The following is a 16,986-nucleotide window of genomic DNA, read 5'->3' as shown; positions in this document are numbered from 1 at the left end:
AAAATATCCTATAATTCTTTGGCAGTATTTTTGATAAAAACCTTCTAAAGTCAGGAAATTGAAAACCATATATAACTCAATCCGGGAGGAAATAGTAAAACATTCCAAAATAAAAAATTCAGTTTTAGGAAATGTTAAAGATTGGAAAAGAAGCCATTACATTATTCTCTCTGAAATCATTAAAGAGGAACTTTCAGAATCTGAAGAACTGAAAGGAGGAAGAAAATTTGAAATAGGGAATACCATTTCGCACGTCACTTTACAACGCTTTTTTGAAAATGATTATCAGGATAAAACCCACAATGATCTTCGTTTTTTAAAGACACTCGATAAGATCTGTATCTTTTTAGGATTCAAAGATCTGAACGATTATATTCAGTTTGCAAGAGAAAAAAAACAGGACAATGGTACGGATGATGAAGCATTTTTCAGCAATATGGTCTATGAATACTGCTCTACAGCTTTTAACTTTTATAAAAAGTTTCCTGAACACGACACCGCACTTTTTAAGGATCTTGTTTTCGATGACTCGCCTTTTCTCGAAAGAGCAACCCAGTTCAGCAAAGAATTATGTGAAAGAAAGTTTCAGCTTATAACCAAGAACAACCGTTCCAACTTTGAGGTTTTTGATATTCACATGGTCACAGACGAACCGGATAAAAAAATACTGGAGACTCAGGAATTCTGGAACCTATTGTTTAAAATAGGGGAAACCGGTGAAGAGAATTTTGTTAACCAATTGAACACCCAGATCTACTTTATCAGAAAGATAGATAACGTCTGGAAAATATGGGATAATTATAATCCCGACGCTGGTAGACTCAACAATAAAAAATGAAAGCCGTAGGAATCTACGGCTTTCAAATTTTCGAAAATATCTTTCTTTCACTTGTCTTTGTATTACAAATGTAATTAACCGAATTGTAATAAATTAAACTTAAAATTACTTAAATGAACTTTTCTTTAAGATTATGTTAACTCAATTTGAGGATTTCCCATTAATACTTTTGCCATATCTAAGATTTTTGTAATTTGCATACCAATAAAAATAAAAGTAAAAAGAAAATATGTCAACACTTACATTTGCCGAAAAAATTGCTCAAGCAGAGAATTTTTTGCCAATTAATGGTACAGATTACATTGAGTTTTATGTAGGAAATGCTAAACAGGCTGCTCATTTTTATAAAACCGCTTTTGGTTTTCAGTCTGTAGCATATGCTGGTCCTGAAACAGGAGTAAGGGATCGTGCTTCTTATGTTCTTCAACAGGGAAAGATAAGATTAATCTTAACGACAGGACTTACCTCTGAATCACCAATCAACGAACATGTAAAAAAACACGGAGATGGAGTAAAAGTTTTAGCACTTTGGGTGGATGACGCTTACAAGGCTTTTGAGGAAACGACCAAAAGAGGTGGTAAGCCTTATTTGGAGCCTGTAACTTTAACAGATGAGCATGGAGAAGTAAAAATGTCCGGAATCTATACATACGGAGAGACCGTTCACATGTTTATTGAAAGAAAAAATTATACAGGACCTTTCATGCCTGGCTACGAGAAGTGGGAAAGTGACTATCAGCCGGAAGAAACAGGTTTATTATATGTAGACCACTGTGTGGGAAATGTAGACTGGAACAGAATGATTCCTACTGTAGAATGGTATGAGAAAGTAATGGGATTTGTGAACATTCTTTCTTTTGATGACAAGCAGATCAATACAGAGTATTCTGCCCTGATGTCTAAAGTAATGTCCAATGGAAACGGATATGCCAAGTTCCCGATCAATGAACCTGCAGAAGGAAAGAAAAAATCTCAGGTAGAAGAATATCTTGATTTCTATGAAGGTGAAGGTGTTCAGCATATTGCTGTTGCTACCAAAGATATTATTCATACGGTAACAGAACTTAAGAAAAGAGGAGTAGAATTCCTTTCCGCACCACCAGAAGCATATTATGACATGGTTCCTGAGAGAGTCGGTCACATCGATGAGGATCTTAAAAAACTACAGGATTTAGGAATTTTGATCGATCATGATGAGGAAGGTTATCTATTACAGATCTTTACCAAGCCGGTAGAAGACCGTCCTACCCTATTCTTTGAAATCATTGAAAGACATGGCGCACAAAGTTTCGGGGCAGGTAATTTTAAAGCATTATTCGAAGCTTTGGAAAGAGAACAGGAAAAAAGAGGAAATCTTTAATCCCAAATAACAATACTAAGTTTTGTCAGGATGAAAAGTCCTGACAAAACTTTTTTTTAAACACTTAATATGAAAAAAATTGTATTCGGAATTTTATTTTTCAGTGCATTAGGGCTAAAAGCTCAATATGGAACACTGAATGAAATTCTTACCAGACTTGAAGAAAGAAAAGGCATCAATCAACATCTTGAAAATGTAAATATTGATGATAAAAAATTTGTCTTTATCAAAGATTTTGACGACCATACGGAAAGGGATTTCATTATCATAAAAGGAAATAATGCAACCTATGTTGAAGTTTTCGATGATAAAGCCACAGGAGAAAGCAGTTCTAATGTTTTTACCGGCGATATCATCAGGAAAAAAAATATTGTTTCTTTAAGAGCCAATATCCTGGAGGGAAAAAAAGTTCCTATGCCGGTAACCAAAACCTTATTATTAACAAGACAGGATAATATCTTATATCTGATTGACGTTAATACTAAAGACAGGTGGATTGACGAAGCCTCTTATTCAAAAAAATAATACAAAATATCTTGAGGGCGCTCGTATTTGCGAAGAGCGTAGTGAGAAGGTAATTTATTTCATATCTCAATATTGAACCGACAGGTGATCATTGGATAACCAGTCAAGGAGTTTTAAGAATATTTAGTTGGAAAACATCGCTTTTCTGCTACGGCCGCTTGAGATATTGGAACCCAAATTTTAACAGATTTATTAATCTTAATTAAATTACAATCTTATGAAATCATTTGTAGAGTATTCCTCAAATTCAGACTTTTCTATACATAATATTCCTTTTGGAGTAGCTGTTTTCAATAAAGAATATATCGGATGCTGCACCAGAATCGGTGATCAGGTCATTGACCTTGCCAGCCTGTATGATCTGGGCTATTTTGAAGATATTGAAGGACTTGAAGATAACGTCTTCGAAGCTTATACCCTTAACGAATTCATTGAATTGGGGAAACCCATTACCAATGCCGTGCGTACTAAAATCCAGGAATTATTACAGGAAGGCTCCACTTTATCAAAAGACCAGAAAACCATAGAAGATGCTTTCTACGAACTGGATCAGGTAAAAATGATAATGCCTCTGCATATTCCAAATTACACCGATTTTTACAGCAGCATCGAACATGCCACCAATGTAGGAAAAATGTTCCGTGATCCTGCCAATGCGTTATTACCCAACTGGAAGCATTTGCCTGTAGGATATCACGGCAGAGCATCGTCCATTGTGATTTCAGGAACTGATATCAACCGTCCCAAAGGCCAGACTAAACCTGCTGATGCAGAAAAGCCGGTATTCGGCCCTTCTAAACAGCTGGACTTTGAACTAGAGATGGCTTTTGTTATCAACAAAAATACGGATATGGGCGAGAGCATTTCCACAAAAGATGCTGAAGATGCAATTTTTGGGATGGTTATTTTTAATGACTGGTCTGCAAGAGATATCCAGGCATGGGAGTATGTTCCGCTTGGACCGTTTTTAGCTAAAAACTTCGGTTCTTCTATTTCTCCATGGGTTGTTACTTTAGAAGCATTAGCTCCTTTCAGAACCGCTTCACCGGTACAGGATCCGGAAGTTTTGGATTACCTGAAGTTTGAAGGTGATAAAAATTATGATATCAACCTTGAAGTATACTTACAGCCTGAAAACGGAGAAGAAAACCTAATTTCTGAAAGCAATTATAAATTCATGTACTGGAATATGACCCAGCAACTGGCACACCACACGGTAAACGGTTGTAATCTTGAAGTTGGTGACCTTTATGCCAGTGGTACTATTTCAGGAAGCGATCCAAAATCATTCGGATCTATGCTTGAACTGACATGGAGAGGCCAAAATCCTATTCAGCTAAGTAACGGCCAGGAAAGAAAATTCATTGAAGATAATGATACCATTACCATGAAAGCATGGGCTGAAAAAGATGGCGTAAGAGTAGGTTTCGGGGAAGTATCTGGTAAAATAATTCCAAGTTTATAAAAAGAGTTAAAAACGTTTGAGCTACTTAAGTTAAAATATTATGGTAAAATTAAGTTCACTTTAGTTTTTCAATTAATATTGATAAAACTGAAGTGACTTATTATAAAATATGAAAACAGTTATCCCATCTGAAATAACACCGGTTCAATTACAAACGATAATGCAGACCGCTGTTTCACCGAGGCCTATTGCCTTGGCTTCGACAGTTGATAAGAATGGTACTATTAATTTATCGCCTTTCAGCTTTTTCAATATGTTCAGTACCGTTCCACCTATCCTGATTTTTTCACCTTCAAGGAGAGTCCGTGATAACACCACTAAACACACGTTGAAAAATGTTTCAGAAGTTCCAGAGGTGGTAATCGGAACAGTCAATTTTCCTATTGTACAACAAATATCTTTAGCTTCAACAGAATACGGAGACGGGGTTAATGAGTTCATCAAATCCGGCCTTACAATGAAGGACGCTGATCTTGTACAGCCCAAACTGATTGAAGAATGCCCGGTTAATTTTGAATGTAAAGTACTCGAAATAAAATCCCTGGGAGATCAGGGCGGAGCAGGAAATCTGATCATCTGCGAAGTACAGAAGATTCACATAAGGGAAGAATATCTTAACGAGGAAGGCAATCTGGATCAGAAAAAACTGGATATGGTAGCCCGTCTGGGAGTAAACTGGTACTCAAGAAGTAATGAAAACAGTCTTTTTGAAGTTCCTAAACCATTGGTAACAAAGGGAATTGGATTTGATCTTCTTCCTATTGAAATAAGATACAGTAAAATTTTTACAGGAAATGACCTGGGTATGCTTGCCAACATTGAAGTTTTACCGGACGGTAGTTTTCATTCTGAAGAAAACATTCATCAGGAAGCGCAGAAACTTCTGCTTGAAAGTAAAATTAACGAGGCCTGGAGTATTTTAACCAAGCAGACACAGAATGACTAAACTTGAAATCTATAAGATCTAAAATAAAAAAGGAGTGACGTTGCCACTCCTTTTTTATTTTTATTCGTGTACAATCTTATCGTTAATAAAGTCAATACATTTTTCAATAGCTTTATTCAGGTCTTCCGGTAAATCCAGGCTTTCCCAGGGCTCTTTAGCTCCGAATGTATGATTCGCATCTTCAATTAAAAACAGTTCAGAATTCGGGTTCAAAATATGAAGATGTTCCGCTTCTTTTGGAGCAACACTTTCATCGTTGGTGCCATGGATAATTAAAATATGAGCTTTTGCCATTTCCATTGCTCTTTCTACATCGAAACGATGCACATTCTCTTCAAAATCTTTATAAAACTGAAAATAATGAGGCATTTCCTGCTTTGTTCTGCCATTCATAACATAATACACACCTTCTTTTTTCCAGTTTTCAAAAGCATTTCCTGTTGGAAAACGCTCAAGGGTATCTACACTTGCAAGGGTAATTAAGCCGTTTATTCTTTCATCTTCGGAGGTTTTTATAATCGAAATACCTCCTCCTCTGCTATGCCCTATTAAAATAACCTTTTGATCATCTACCCTATCATCTGTAATAAAAAAATCAATAACAGCACCGAGATCGGAAAGTTCCTTAGAATAATTATTTTGCCCGAAAGCTTCCAGATCCCCGAAGTTATGAGGATCATTTGTTGTTGTCCCGTTATGGGAGGAATTAAACTTAACAAAGAAAAAACCGGCTTTTGCTATTTTTTCAGCCATAAGCCCCCATGCTCCCCAATCTTTATACCCTTTATATCCATGTACAAAAATTACCAGTGGTAATTTTCGTTTACTTTCCGGATAATAAGCATCTGCAAGAAAATCCTTTGTTTCAGGATTTGAAATAACAATATTCTCTTTTTTTATAACTTCCATACTCACTTCTTAAAGAATCAGCCAGAAAAGAACATCTTATCACAAGAATATTTCTTCCACTTTGATAGCTGACATAATTTCAACTAAAAATATTAAAAATAGGAACAAACACAAAGTAAAATCTTATTTTTGCGGTATGTTGGATTTAAGAACAGTAACGGTAATGCGCTACATCCTTCCATTAAGAGAGGGAGGTTCGCTTCCGGCTTTGGCAGAAGCTGATGATGACTTTAAATATGTCCTGAAGTTCCGGGGTGCCGGCCACGGAGTAAAAATGCTGATATCTGAACTTTTAGGAGGAAAAATAACAGAAGTTTTGGGATTAAAAATTCCTGAGCTTGTTTTTGTAAACCTGGATGTAGATTTTGGACGAACGGAAGCTGATGAAGAAATTCAGGATTTGCTAAAATTTTCGGAAGGGCTGAATCTGGGACTTCACTATCTTTCCGGATCGATCACATATGATCCGGGTGTAGTCATCGATCCTCTACTGGCCTCAAAAATAGTATGGCTGGATGCATTCATCACCAACATCGACCGTACTTATAAAAACACCAATCTGCTGATGTGGCATAAGGAACTCTGGGTAATTGATAACGGAGCTTCTTTTTATTTTCATCACTCATGGCAAAACTTTGATGCAGCGGCAAAGACTCCTTTCAAATATGTAAAAGACCATGTTCTTCTTCCCAAAGCTAAAATGCTGGATGAAGCCGATCAATGGGCACATGAGGTTTTAAATGAAAAAGTATTCCGGGAAATTGTAAATCTGATTCCCGAAGATTGGCTACACTGGAACGATGCGGATGAAAGTCCTGAAGAAATTCGTGAGGTGTACTTCCAATTTATGAAAACAAGGCTAGAAAATTCACAAATCTTTGTAAACGAAGCTAAAAATGCAAGAGGATAAAATATACGAATATGCCGTAATACGTCTGGTACCTAAGGTTGAAAGAGAAGAATTTTTCAATATAGGCCTCGTGATGTTTTCAAAAAAAGAAAAATTCATTCGTGTAGATTTTTATCTATGCCCAGATAAATTCAGACTTATGCACAGCAAACTTGACTATGAAGACATTATTCAGAACCTGCAAAGTTTTCAAAAGATTGCCAATGGAGATAAGGATGGTGGACCAATAGCCCTGCTTGATATTCCCGAGCGTTTTCGCTGGTTAACAGCGGTAAGAAGTTCCGTTATACAAACATCAAGGCCTCATCCTGGAAAATCCAAAGATCTTGAAAAAACTTTTGGTAAACTTTTTGAGGAGTTAGTAAAATAACCAATTTCTCAAAAATTATATGGCATCATTCAAAAGCAATATTACAATATACAGGTTTTATGTAAACCTGTTTTTTATTTTACTTCTGAGCATTTCCCCTGTCGCTTTTTCCCAGAATCAGCTTCAGCCTAAAGCCCCAAAAAGCAGTCTTTTAAAAGAAAGGACCATTTCATCAGAAGATATTTTCTATAAAACCAATAAGGAAGGTTCAATAGCTTTGGATATGTACAGCCCAAAAACAACCTCTGCGGAAAAACATCCTGTGCTTATTTATGTCCATGGAGGGGGATGGGTCGGCGGTGATAAGATCATTCACGCAGATTCCTATATAGAAAACCTTATTCTCAAGCTGGTAGAAAAGGAATATACTGTAATCAGCATCAACTATACTTTAGTGAATAAAGATATCCATTTTCCAAATCCTATCCAGGATACTAAGGATGCTATACGATGGGTCAGAAAGAACGCAGATAAATATCACTTTGATACCAACAATATAGGACTTTTCGGGGCGTCTGCCGGGGCGCATCTTTCATTGCTGGCTGCCTATACGCAAGATAATGAATTCGTCGGAGCACCTGAGCTCTCATCTTATTCTGCAAAAGTAAATTATGTAGTCAATAATTTCGGGCCTACTGATCTTAATAAACTTTTACATACCCGTGTGGGAAATGTAGGTGCCTTTTTTATTAGCCTTTTTTCAAAGAAAATTGTTGATCTAAGGGGAAAACTGATCTTAGGAATTTCAGGATACGACATCAAAAAAGACAAGAAGAAAGTCATCAAATACTTTGAAACGCTTTCACCGGTAACCTATGCTGATCTTGCAACCCCAACCCTAACTCTGCAAGGAAATAAGGATAAAATTGTACCTCTCAAACAATCGATACTACTGGAACGAAAACTTGAAGAAAATGAAGTACAAAATAAACTGACTATCGTAGAAGATGGTATACACGGCTTCGGAACCACCGATAAAAACTACCTTAATCAGCTTGTTGATGAAATGGTAGATTTTATTGTTTCTCAGAGAAAGACTAAGCCCAGCAATCATTAATGTTGAAATGAAATATATTTCTAAACTAACAATAAATTATAGTTAACTCAAACGGATAACAATATAAAATATTAATTATCAGACTATTAAATAAGTAATTATTTTCAAGTTTTGTTAATTTGCTAGATTAGTATACATATTCTTATTTTTTATTTACAAAATAATTAACTTGGCCATTGTTTAAATTATTCAAAATAAATTAAACAAAAAATTTAATTATTTATTCATAAAAAATCAAGACGATATGGATTTCCTAAATAACATCAACGCCTTAACTTTAGTTTTCACATCGCTCCTTATTTTCGCCATAGCATATCGTATCTATGGAATTTTTCTCGCCAATAAGGTATTACGTCTTAATAACAAAAATACGACTCCTGCATTGGAGTTTGCGGATGGTAAAGACTATGTTGCAACTAATAAGAACGTTCTTTTCGGACATCACTTTGCTGCAATTGCAGCTGCAGGACCATTGGTTGGGCCTGTTCTTGCCGCACAATTCGGATACCTTCCCGGAGCATTGTGGATTCTGATAGGCTGTGTATTAGGAGGTGGTGTTCATGATATGGTCGTTTTGTTCGCATCCGTAAGGCATAAAGGCCAGAGTCTGGCAACCATTGCTTCTAAAGAAATTGGAAAAACAACCGGAACAGTAGCTGGGTTTGCCATTTTATTCATTCTCATTCTTACGCTGGCAGGACTATCGTTGGCGTGTATCAATGCTATGCACGAAGCCTCATGGTCATTATTTACCGTAGTGATTACAATGCCTATTGCCATCATTATGGGTCTGATTATGCGCTATCGCAAAAATAGTGTCACTTTTGCCAGTATCCTAGGAGGAGTCCTTCTTATTGCGGGTATTATCGGAGGGCATAACCTGATGCAGAATGAAACCATGCATAATTTGTTCTCCTGGGATATCACCACCATTTCTATAGCTATTCCTTTGTATGGTTTTTTGGCATCCGTTCTACCGGTATGGCTGCTGCTGGTCCCAAGGGATTATCTGTCGACATACCTGAAAATCGGAACTATCATCATGCTTGCTATCGGAGTAATTGTGATCCACCCCACGATACAGATGCCTGCCCTTACACAGTTTGTAAACGGTGGCGGACCCGTGATCGGAGGACCTGTCCTTCCATTCATTTTCATTGTTATCGCATGTGGTGCTATTTCGGGTTTTCACGCTGTTATAGCAACCGGAACAACGCCTAAAATGCTAAATAAAGAAAGGGAAATTCTTTTTGTAGGATATGGAGCAATGCTTGTTGAGGGATTTGTTGCCCTAATGGCATTGATCGCAGCATGTACATTAATGCCCGGAGATTATTTTGCCATAAACACTCCGAAAGACTCTTATGATGCATTTCTGGCTGCTCATCCTTCTTTACACGGAGTTGATATTGATTATTTTTCACAGAAAATCGGGATCGATCTTCATGGCAGAACCGGAGGTGCTGTATCTCTGGCTGTGGGAATGGCTCATATATTCAATAAGATCCCCTATATGGATCAGTTAATGGCTTATTGGTATAATTTTGCAATCATGTTTGAAGCTGTTTTTATTCTTACGGCTATTGACGCAGGAACAAGAGTAGGACGTTTCTTTTTACAGGAAATGCTGGGTTCTGTAATTCCGAAATTCAATGACAAAAACTGGACCCCGGGGATTATTATCAGCAGTCTGATCTTCACTTTTGCATGGGGATATCTCGTATTTACAGGAAACGTCAGTAGTATCTGGCCATTATTCGGGATCAGCAACCAGCTGCTTGCTGCCTGTGGACTGATCGTCTGTACAACAATGCTCATACGGTTAAACAGAGGCAAATATGCCTTGTGTGCAGCTATACCGGGTGTGTTCATGGCAGGGATCACATTCTGGGCTGGTTATATCCAGGTTACCTCCATTTATATTCCCAAAGGGCAATACTTACTGGCAACACTTGCTGTGGTTGCGATGGTCTTGATGCTTATTGTATTTGTAGGAGCCTTCAGAAAGTGGTATGAGCTTATCAAAATTAATAAATCGGAAATTGATTATTACGGAGAAAGCGTAAAGGAGCTGGTAGAGAGATAAAAGGTTTGGGTTACTAATTAATGATAAGGCCATATCTGATATTTTTCTTACATTTGTTATGCTTTAGGGGTATTCTGAGAAGAATTGAGAGAGTCCCTTTGAACCTGATACGGCTTACACCGACGTAGGGAAAAGCAAAAAGACATTCTTTACAATGTACTTTTGTTTTGGATTTTTTCCTGAAGCTATTTATTTAATCAATAATAATGGATAAAAATCTTTGGAAACAAGTACAGCTCGTAAAACAGCAATCCCCCCTTGTACACAATATCACCAATTACGTGGTGATGAATAATACAGCCAATGCCCTTTTGGCTGTGGGAGCTTCTCCTATCATGGCGCATGCAAAATCTGAAATTCATGAAATGGTCAGTATTGCACATTCAGTCGTTATTAACATAGGTACGCTGGATGAATATTGGGCAGAGTCAATGATAATAGCCGCAAAAGCTGCCCATTCATTAAAAAAACCGTGGATTTTAGACCCAGTAGGTGCCGGCGCAACGGGTTTCCGTGATGAGATTTTACACCAGCTTTTACCGTACCGGCCGACTGTAATCAGAGGTAACGCATCAGAAATCATTGCTTTGGCTAAAGCAAACACAATCGTTACAAAAGGAGTTGACAGCACAGCAAAAAGTGACGAAGCGATCAATGCCGCCCAATATCTCGTCAATCAACACGATACGATTGTCTGTATCTCCGGAGCTACAGATATTATTACTGACCGACAGCAGACCTCCTTTATCCGTAACGGGCATCATTTAATGACCAAAGTTACCGGATTAGGCTGCTCGGCAACTGCCCTTATTGGTGCTTTTTCAGGAGTTACCGAAAAGTACTTTGAAGCAACTGCGGCCGCAATGGCATTAATGGGTATCGCAGGTGAACTGGCTGTTTTGGAAAGTAAAGGTCCTGGAAGCCTTCAGGTTAACCTTCTTGATAAATTATATACTATTACCGAAGAGGAGTTTCTCAGTCATCTCAAGTATGAAAGATAATGAATAGACATCCTTTTCCTTACCAGCTTTACCTTGTTATTTCTGAGGCAGATTGTCCCGGAAGAGACTTTTTAAAGGTTGCAGAGCAAGCTATTCTAGGCGGCGTTGATATCATACAACTAAGAGAGAAAAACAGCTCTCCCGATGAATTCCTCCAAAAAGCCAGACAACTGATAGCAATTACAGAAAAACATCATATTCCACTGATTATTAATGACAACGTAGAAGTGGCCACAAAAGTAAATGCGGCAGGCATCCATGTGGGTAATACCGATGCAAGCCCCGTCTATTTGAGGGAGCAGCCACTCATTCACAATAAAATGATTGGTTACTCCATTGAATATCTCGATCAGCTTGAAAATGATCAGACTGCAGCATCAGACTATCTGGGCATCAGCCCGGTCTTCCGCACGACTACCAAATCAGATACAGTTACTGAATGGGGATTGGAAGGAATAGTAAAAATAAGGCAACTGACCTCAAAGCCCCTTGTTGCTATTGGCAGTGTCAACTTAACCAACACCAAGGCTATTATGGACGCGGGAGCGGACTGTATTGCCGTAGTTTCTGCAATATGCGGTGCTGATGATCCTCAAAAAGCAGCTTATGAACTCAAAAATGAAATTGTAAAATGAAAAAATTTAAATATCCATCCGTATTAACGATAGCAGGATTCGACGGAAGCGGAGGGGCTGGCATCCAGGCTGATATTAAAACCGCCTCTTCCCTGGGATGCTTTTCAACATCGGTGTTAACTGCTTTACCGGTCCAGAATACCCAGGGAGTAAGAAAGATATATCCAATTCCTGTAGAAGCAGTAGCTGATCAGATCGAAGCTATTTTAGATGACATTTTTCCTGATGCAATCAAAATCGGAATGGTCCATACTTCCCAGCTTGTGGAAACCATCGTTTCAACACTCGGTAAATATAAAAAGATTCCTATTGTATTCGATCCGGTAATGGTCGCGACAAGTGGACATCGCTTAATAGAAGAAGAGACTATTATCGCTATTACAGAAAAACTTTTCCCTATTGCAGATGTGATTACCCCTAATATGGATGAAGCAGCAATTTTAGCCAGCATGGAGGTGAAAACGCTTGAAGACCTTTATGCAGCAGGAAAACTGATCAAAGGTCTGGGCTGCAAAAGCATTCTTTTAAAAGGCGGACATCAGGACACCTCAACGATTACCTCATTATTCTACGATGAAAATAATCAATACCATACCTTTGAAACCATCAAATTGGCGACCCACAACACCCATGGTTCAGGCTGCACCCTTTCTTCGGCTATAGCAGCATATCTGGCTCAGGGAAAAACCTTATTTGATTCTGTTTCTCTTGGACAACAATATGTTTATAAAGCCATAGAAAATGGAAAAGATGTAGAAACCGGTTTAGGAAACGGCCCGCTTAATCACTTTTTTAACCCTCAAAAACTGATCAAAAATGAAATGGTCTGAACAAACCTGGCAAGCCATTGAAGACAAATACATGTCTATTTTGCAAATGGATTTTATCAAAGAGCTTTCAGCTGGCAATTTGCCGCTTGAAAATTTTAAATTTTACATGGCTCAGGACTCTCTATATCTTGAACATTTTGGACGAACGCTTTCGCTAATTGCTGCTAAGATCCCAGATCTCCAGGATGTTCTTTCTTTTATCAGGTTTGCCGAAAATGCGATCGTGGTCGAAAATGCTTTACATGAATTTTATTTTAAGGATTTTGGTGTTACCGATAAAGGTGTTTTACAGCCTGCATGTCATCACTATATCCATTTTCTGAGGAGTACTGCTGCTCTGGAATGTGTTGAAGTTGCAGTTGCTGCAGTGTTGCCGTGCTTCTGGATCTATAGGGAAGTAGGAAACTTTATCTTTAAATATCAGAACAATATTAATAATCCTTATCAAAAGTGGATCGATACTTATGGCGGAGAGGAATTTTCTGCTGCTGTAGATCATGCCATTGCTATTTGTGATAAGATCGCAGAAAAAGCTACAGATGATACAAGACATAAAATGACAGAAGCTTTTATCATGTCAACCCAAATGGAGTACCATTTTTGGGAAGCGGCCTATGAATTAAAAATATGGAAATAAAACCTGCAAAAGCTGTTATTTTTGATATGGACGGTGTTCTTATCGATAGTGAAAAATTCTGGAAACAAGCGGAGTCCGAAGTATTCAGCTCATTGGGTGTAAAGATTACTGATGAATTCACACAGCTCACTCAGACGATGACTACTGCTGAGGTTACCGAATTCTGGTATAAAAAATACCCTTGGGATAACATTGCATTGGACATTGTGGAACAACAAGTCATCTCAAGGGTCATTGAACTGATCGCAACAGAAGATTGTACTATTGCGGGTATAAAAAAGTTTATAGAAGATCTTAAATCAAAGCAATACAAAATAGGCCTAGCCACCAATTCTCCTTACAGGGTCATTCAAACCGTTCTTGATAAAGCGGAGATTGCCCATTTATTCGATCATATTACCTCAGCTGAGTTTGAAGAACATGGTAAGCCTCATCCTGCCGTATATTTTACTTCAGCAAAAAACCTAAAAGTTGACCCTCAACATTGTTTTGTAATAGAGGACAGTCAGTCCGGTATTCTTGCTGCCAAAAATGCAGGAATGACTGTCATTGCTTTTACCAATCAAAATTCAGAAATTTATTTTGATCTCGCAGATCATAGAATAATCAGTTTTGAAGATCCTTTGCCTGCATTGTTCAGCTAGTTTTTATTTTTTACTTAAAAAGTAAAATTAAGCCTCGTAAAAACATACCTTCCGTTCTGTCCGAATTGAGACGTAGAACGGGAGTAGATAAACTGGTCGTTATTGGTTGATGCCGGAAGGTTTTTGGTTGGATAAATATCAAAAACGTTATTCACTCCCAGCGTTAAGCCTACATTTTTAGTAAACTGATACGCTACGGAAACATCAGTAATTACCTTATCTGCTATTTTCTGATGTTCATCAAATGCAATAATCCCATCGCCGTTGGCATCTAAAACATCAGCACCTGTCACTTTCCCGAAATAAGTATTTCTTAAATAGAAACTGGCATTTTTCCACGAAATACTGTGGGATAAACTTGCCTTTACTCTTGGAACCGCTTCTTCAAGATAGACTCTTGATTTTTCAGAGAAATATGTATTTTCAAGATTAGCAGATTCCAACAAACCCGATGAATGAACGTTTCCTACTTTTTTGGTCTGATTCAGGTTAACCGCAAAATTATTATCCAGCTTCACTTCCGAGAATCGCGCATTATGAGTAATTACAACATCCAATCCTTTCGTTTCAGTATCGATTGCATTCGTAAAAAACTGAGCTGCATTAACCCCTAATTGAGTATACACATTTTGTGCTTGTACCGGAACATCTTTTTTAAGGAATTGATCTGTGAGTATAATCCTGTTTTTAATTTTGGTGAAATAGCCATCAGCTGTAAAAGTCACATTTATTGATGGAATCCTGTATGTGAAACCTACACTTGCAGACTGCGAAGTTTCCTGTTTCAGTTTTGGAATTCCTAATAATCCTGCAATTTCAGAATCATTACTGAATGTCCCCACATCTAAAAGCTGACCGTTGGTAAACAATGTAGACGTAACGTTGTAATAGATCTGGTGAATAGAAGGTGCTCTGAAGCCAGTGGATCCCGCAAATCTTACATTGAAATTCTTATCAAGTTTAATTCTTGAAGCGATCTTATAATTAAAAGTAGATCCGAAATCCGAATAGTTTTCATATCTCGCAGCAGCATCTATCAGCAACCAATCTGTAAAATTGAATTCAAAATCTGCATATCCCGCAACAGATTGTCTGTTTTTATTTACAGCATTTTCAGGTCTGAAACCACTAAATACCTGTGATCCTCCTGGAAGTGAATTTCCAAAGAAATCGGTTGGCCTGGAAGTGGTCCCGTTCCATACATTTCCATTGATATCATAAGTTGCATAAGAAGCTTCTTCTCCTGCTGTTATTTTAAAATTTTCATATCGGTGCTCTGCCCCAAATGCTATGTTGATTCCCTGCCACACATCATATTTCTTTGAAAAATCAAGATTGATCGTATTTTGAGAAAACCTTAGTCCTCCGGCACTAAATTCATTGGGGGAAGCAAATCTTAAAGAAGTATTACCTGTATTCTGGATAGTATAATCAAAGGAGTTTTGTCCGTAAGTATTACTGAAGTCAATATTCCAGCCATCCCAGTTTCCTTTTATACCTGCTGAAAGAGACAAGTCCTGAATATCTGTTCCGATCTGCGGCAGATAACCATCCTGGTATATTCCTGTAAAGGTTCTGCTTTGATTAGGTCTTCTGAAAAATCCTCCCGAAGTACCATGCCTGAAGCTATAACCTCCAAAAGTATAGACTTTCCAGTTATCATCAATCGGAACCTCTATATTTGCAAAAAGCTGGTGGTTATTCAGTTTTGACTGGCCTACCTGCATATTGAAATCCTTTCTTTCAAGGCCTCTGTAGCCTAACTCCTGATTGGTTACATCAGCTCCTAACAATCCCTGTAGCGCACCAATTATATTGGCGCCCTGAATTTGGTTTTGAAAATCCTGGGAGAAATAATTAACATTCTGTGCATATTGATGAATATAATTTACGATCTGCTGAGCATTGGGAGTAGTACCGATATTTGTAAATAATGAAGAAAGATTCACGCCATCATTTAATGCTCTTTTCTCAATAGCATTGTAAGCATTGTAAATTGCCCCGCTTTCCGTTCCTGCCCTATAGGTTGGATTCCTAAACTGTGAAGTCCAGGTAATATTGAAAAAACCTCCCTTTTTTCCTATTTTATCACCATAATTCAGATCTACCTGAAAGTTTTGCCCGTCAAAATTTCCTGTATGATCATTGGCAGCCGGTGTAAGATTTCCTCCGTAAGTAAACTGACCTGTCAGTCTTCCGGTATCTCTTTTAAGCCCTAAATTGATCACTCCCGCAATGGCATCTGATCCGTATTGTGCCGCAGCACCATCCCGCAACACTTCAATCCGGTTGATCGCGAAAGAAGGAATAGCATTCAAGTCCGTACCTACAGTTCCTCTTCCCGGAGTTCCGTTCACATTAACCAATGCCGAAGTATGTCTTCTTTTACCATTGACCAAAACCAGGACCTGATCGGGACCAAGGCCTCTGAGCTGTGCAGGATCCAAATGATCCGTACCATCAGCGTTGGTCTGAATCGTAGAGGTAAATGAGGGTGCTATAGCGTTTAGGATCTGAGAAATATTGGTCTGAGGAAGAACCAGCGAAGATTCTTTTATATTAAATACATCCACAGGAACCGGGCTGTCAACTTTAGATCTTGCTCCGCTTCGGGATCCCAGAATAACGACCTCTTCCACATTAGCGGTTTTCACTGTATCCTTCTCCTGTCCATAAACATAAGTTGCCCCCAGAAAAAATAAAACAGAAGCTGAAAAAATTGTCTTTCTATTTTTCATACATTTTATGTTAAGTTTTTTTTAACTTTTTTTGA

The 16,986-nt window shown here is 38.0% G+C and carries 16 protein-coding genes and 1 riboswitch; of the genes, 14 read left to right on the top strand and 2 right to left on the bottom strand.

The features are described 5' to 3' along the window. Positions 1 to 58: 58 nt before the first annotated feature. From ACNFU2_RS18585 to ACNFU2_RS18565, 5 genes are all read left to right on the top strand, one after another. Positions 59 to 838 (top strand): hypothetical protein, encoded by a 780-nt coding sequence (locus tag ACNFU2_RS18585; protein ID WP_273650821.1) that lies wholly within the window; start codon positions 59 to 61, stop codon positions 836 to 838. A 229-nt stretch (positions 839 to 1,067) separates the two neighbouring features. Continuing rightward, entirely contained in the window at positions 1,068 to 2,198 is a 1,131-nt protein-coding gene (gene hppD / locus ACNFU2_RS18580; RefSeq protein WP_172284014.1) for a 4-hydroxyphenylpyruvate dioxygenase, read from the top strand. A 69-nt stretch (positions 2,199 to 2,267) separates the two neighbouring features. Next, positions 2,268 to 2,723, top strand: a complete 456-nt coding sequence (locus tag ACNFU2_RS18575) for a hypothetical protein (RefSeq protein ID WP_273650820.1) — start codon at positions 2,268 to 2,270, stop codon at positions 2,721 to 2,723. 217 nt (positions 2,724 to 2,940) lie between these two features. Then, on the top strand, positions 2,941 to 4,188 hold the full coding sequence (gene fahA / locus ACNFU2_RS18570; protein WP_172284010.1) for a fumarylacetoacetase: 1,248 nt from the start codon (positions 2,941 to 2,943) through the stop codon (positions 4,186 to 4,188). Between the two features lie 109 nt (positions 4,189 to 4,297). Then, complete coding sequence (locus ACNFU2_RS18565; protein ID WP_273650819.1) at positions 4,298 to 5,134, top strand: flavin reductase family protein; 837 nt, start codon at positions 4,298 to 4,300, stop codon at positions 5,132 to 5,134. A gap of 60 nt (positions 5,135 to 5,194) precedes the next feature. Here the strand turns inward: ACNFU2_RS18565 and ACNFU2_RS18560 are convergent, their stop codons facing one another. Further along, a complete protein-coding gene (locus ACNFU2_RS18560; RefSeq protein ID WP_418122636.1) occupies positions 5,195 to 6,043 on the bottom strand; it encodes an alpha/beta hydrolase family protein in 849 nt (282 codons plus the stop codon). Positions 6,044 to 6,179: 136 nt separating this feature from the next. Between ACNFU2_RS18560 and ACNFU2_RS18555 the strand changes: the two genes are divergently transcribed. From ACNFU2_RS18555 to hxpB, 9 genes are all read left to right on the top strand, one after another. Next, a complete protein-coding gene (locus ACNFU2_RS18555) occupies positions 6,180 to 6,953 on the top strand; it encodes a HipA family kinase (RefSeq protein ID WP_172284005.1) in 774 nt (257 codons plus the stop codon). Beyond that, positions 6,940 to 7,323 (top strand): DUF3037 domain-containing protein, encoded by a 384-nt coding sequence (locus tag ACNFU2_RS18550; protein WP_172284003.1) that lies wholly within the window; start codon positions 6,940 to 6,942, stop codon positions 7,321 to 7,323. Before ACNFU2_RS18555 ends, ACNFU2_RS18550 begins: the two co-directional genes overlap by 14 nt. Positions 7,324 to 7,342: 19 nt before the next feature. After that, a complete protein-coding gene (locus tag ACNFU2_RS18545) occupies positions 7,343 to 8,380 on the top strand; it encodes an alpha/beta hydrolase fold domain-containing protein (protein ID WP_418122634.1) in 1,038 nt (345 codons plus the stop codon). 244 nt (positions 8,381 to 8,624) lie between these two features. Further along, entirely contained in the window at positions 8,625 to 10,466 is a 1,842-nt protein-coding gene (locus ACNFU2_RS18540) for a carbon starvation protein A (protein ID WP_411251455.1), read from the top strand. A 55-nt stretch (positions 10,467 to 10,521) separates the two neighbouring features. After that, a riboswitch (TPP riboswitch) is annotated at positions 10,522 to 10,614 on the top strand. 58 nt (positions 10,615 to 10,672) lie between these two features. Next, positions 10,673 to 11,467, top strand: coding sequence for a hydroxyethylthiazole kinase (gene thiM / locus ACNFU2_RS18535; protein WP_418122631.1), 795 nt, complete (start codon positions 10,673 to 10,675; stop codon positions 11,465 to 11,467). Then, positions 11,467 to 12,102, top strand: a complete 636-nt coding sequence (gene thiE, locus ACNFU2_RS18530; protein ID WP_418122629.1) for a thiamine phosphate synthase — start codon at positions 11,467 to 11,469, stop codon at positions 12,100 to 12,102. Before thiM ends, thiE begins: the two co-directional genes overlap by 1 nt. Continuing rightward, positions 12,099 to 12,932, top strand: a complete 834-nt coding sequence (thiD, locus tag ACNFU2_RS18525) for a bifunctional hydroxymethylpyrimidine kinase/phosphomethylpyrimidine kinase (protein ID WP_418122627.1) — start codon at positions 12,099 to 12,101, stop codon at positions 12,930 to 12,932. Before thiE ends, thiD begins: the two co-directional genes overlap by 4 nt. Further along, on the top strand, positions 12,919 to 13,569 hold the full coding sequence (tenA, locus tag ACNFU2_RS18520; RefSeq protein WP_273650812.1) for a thiaminase II: 651 nt from the start codon (positions 12,919 to 12,921) through the stop codon (positions 13,567 to 13,569). The genes thiD and tenA overlap by 14 nt, the downstream gene beginning before the upstream one ends. Then, complete coding sequence (gene hxpB / locus ACNFU2_RS18515; RefSeq protein ID WP_273650811.1) at positions 13,560 to 14,213, top strand: hexitol phosphatase HxpB; 654 nt, start codon at positions 13,560 to 13,562, stop codon at positions 14,211 to 14,213. Before tenA ends, hxpB begins: the two co-directional genes overlap by 10 nt. A gap of 14 nt (positions 14,214 to 14,227) precedes the next feature. Here hxpB and ACNFU2_RS18510 read toward each other — a convergent pair whose 3' ends face one another. After that, positions 14,228 to 16,951, bottom strand: coding sequence for a TonB-dependent receptor plug domain-containing protein (locus ACNFU2_RS18510; RefSeq protein WP_418122624.1), 2,724 nt, complete (start codon positions 16,949 to 16,951; stop codon positions 14,228 to 14,230). Positions 16,952 to 16,986: the final 35 nt, after the last annotated feature.

This window comes from Chryseobacterium sp. PTM-20240506 (genome assembly GCF_048296755.1).
GTDB lineage: Bacteria > Bacteroidota > Bacteroidia > Flavobacteriales > Weeksellaceae > Chryseobacterium > Chryseobacterium proteolyticum.
This window is presented reverse-complemented; position numbering and strand designations above follow the sequence as displayed.

Excerpts from the sequence above, each read along its gene's own strand:
- tenA (WP_273650812.1), top strand. The coding sequence starts at position 12,919 with ATGAAATGGTCTGAACAAACCTGGCAAGCCATTGAAGACAAATACATG.
- ACNFU2_RS18550 (WP_172284003.1), top strand. The coding sequence starts at position 6,940 with ATGCAAGAGGATAAAATATACGAATATGCCGTAATACGTCTGGTACCT.
- ACNFU2_RS18560 (WP_418122636.1), bottom strand. The coding sequence starts at position 6,043 with ATGGAAGTTATAAAAAAAGAGAATATTGTTATTTCAAATCCTGAAACA.
- ACNFU2_RS18565 (WP_273650819.1), top strand. The coding sequence starts at position 4,298 with ATGAAAACAGTTATCCCATCTGAAATAACACCGGTTCAATTACAAACG.
- ACNFU2_RS18575 (WP_273650820.1), top strand. The coding sequence starts at position 2,268 with ATGAAAAAAATTGTATTCGGAATTTTATTTTTCAGTGCATTAGGGCTA.
- ACNFU2_RS18545 (WP_418122634.1), top strand. The coding sequence starts at position 7,343 with ATGGCATCATTCAAAAGCAATATTACAATATACAGGTTTTATGTAAAC.
- ACNFU2_RS18510 (WP_418122624.1), bottom strand. The coding sequence starts at position 16,951 with ATGAAAAATAGAAAGACAATTTTTTCAGCTTCTGTTTTATTTTTTCTG.
- thiD (WP_418122627.1), top strand. The coding sequence starts at position 12,099 with ATGAAAAAATTTAAATATCCATCCGTATTAACGATAGCAGGATTCGAC.
- thiE (WP_418122629.1), top strand. The coding sequence starts at position 11,467 with ATGAATAGACATCCTTTTCCTTACCAGCTTTACCTTGTTATTTCTGAG.
- fahA (WP_172284010.1), top strand. The coding sequence starts at position 2,941 with ATGAAATCATTTGTAGAGTATTCCTCAAATTCAGACTTTTCTATACAT.
- ACNFU2_RS18540 (WP_411251455.1), top strand. The coding sequence starts at position 8,625 with ATGGATTTCCTAAATAACATCAACGCCTTAACTTTAGTTTTCACATCG.
- ACNFU2_RS18555 (WP_172284005.1), top strand. The coding sequence starts at position 6,180 with ATGTTGGATTTAAGAACAGTAACGGTAATGCGCTACATCCTTCCATTA.
- thiM (WP_418122631.1), top strand. The coding sequence starts at position 10,673 with ATGGATAAAAATCTTTGGAAACAAGTACAGCTCGTAAAACAGCAATCC.
- hppD (WP_172284014.1), top strand. The coding sequence starts at position 1,068 with ATGTCAACACTTACATTTGCCGAAAAAATTGCTCAAGCAGAGAATTTT.
- hxpB (WP_273650811.1), top strand. The coding sequence starts at position 13,560 with ATGGAAATAAAACCTGCAAAAGCTGTTATTTTTGATATGGACGGTGTT.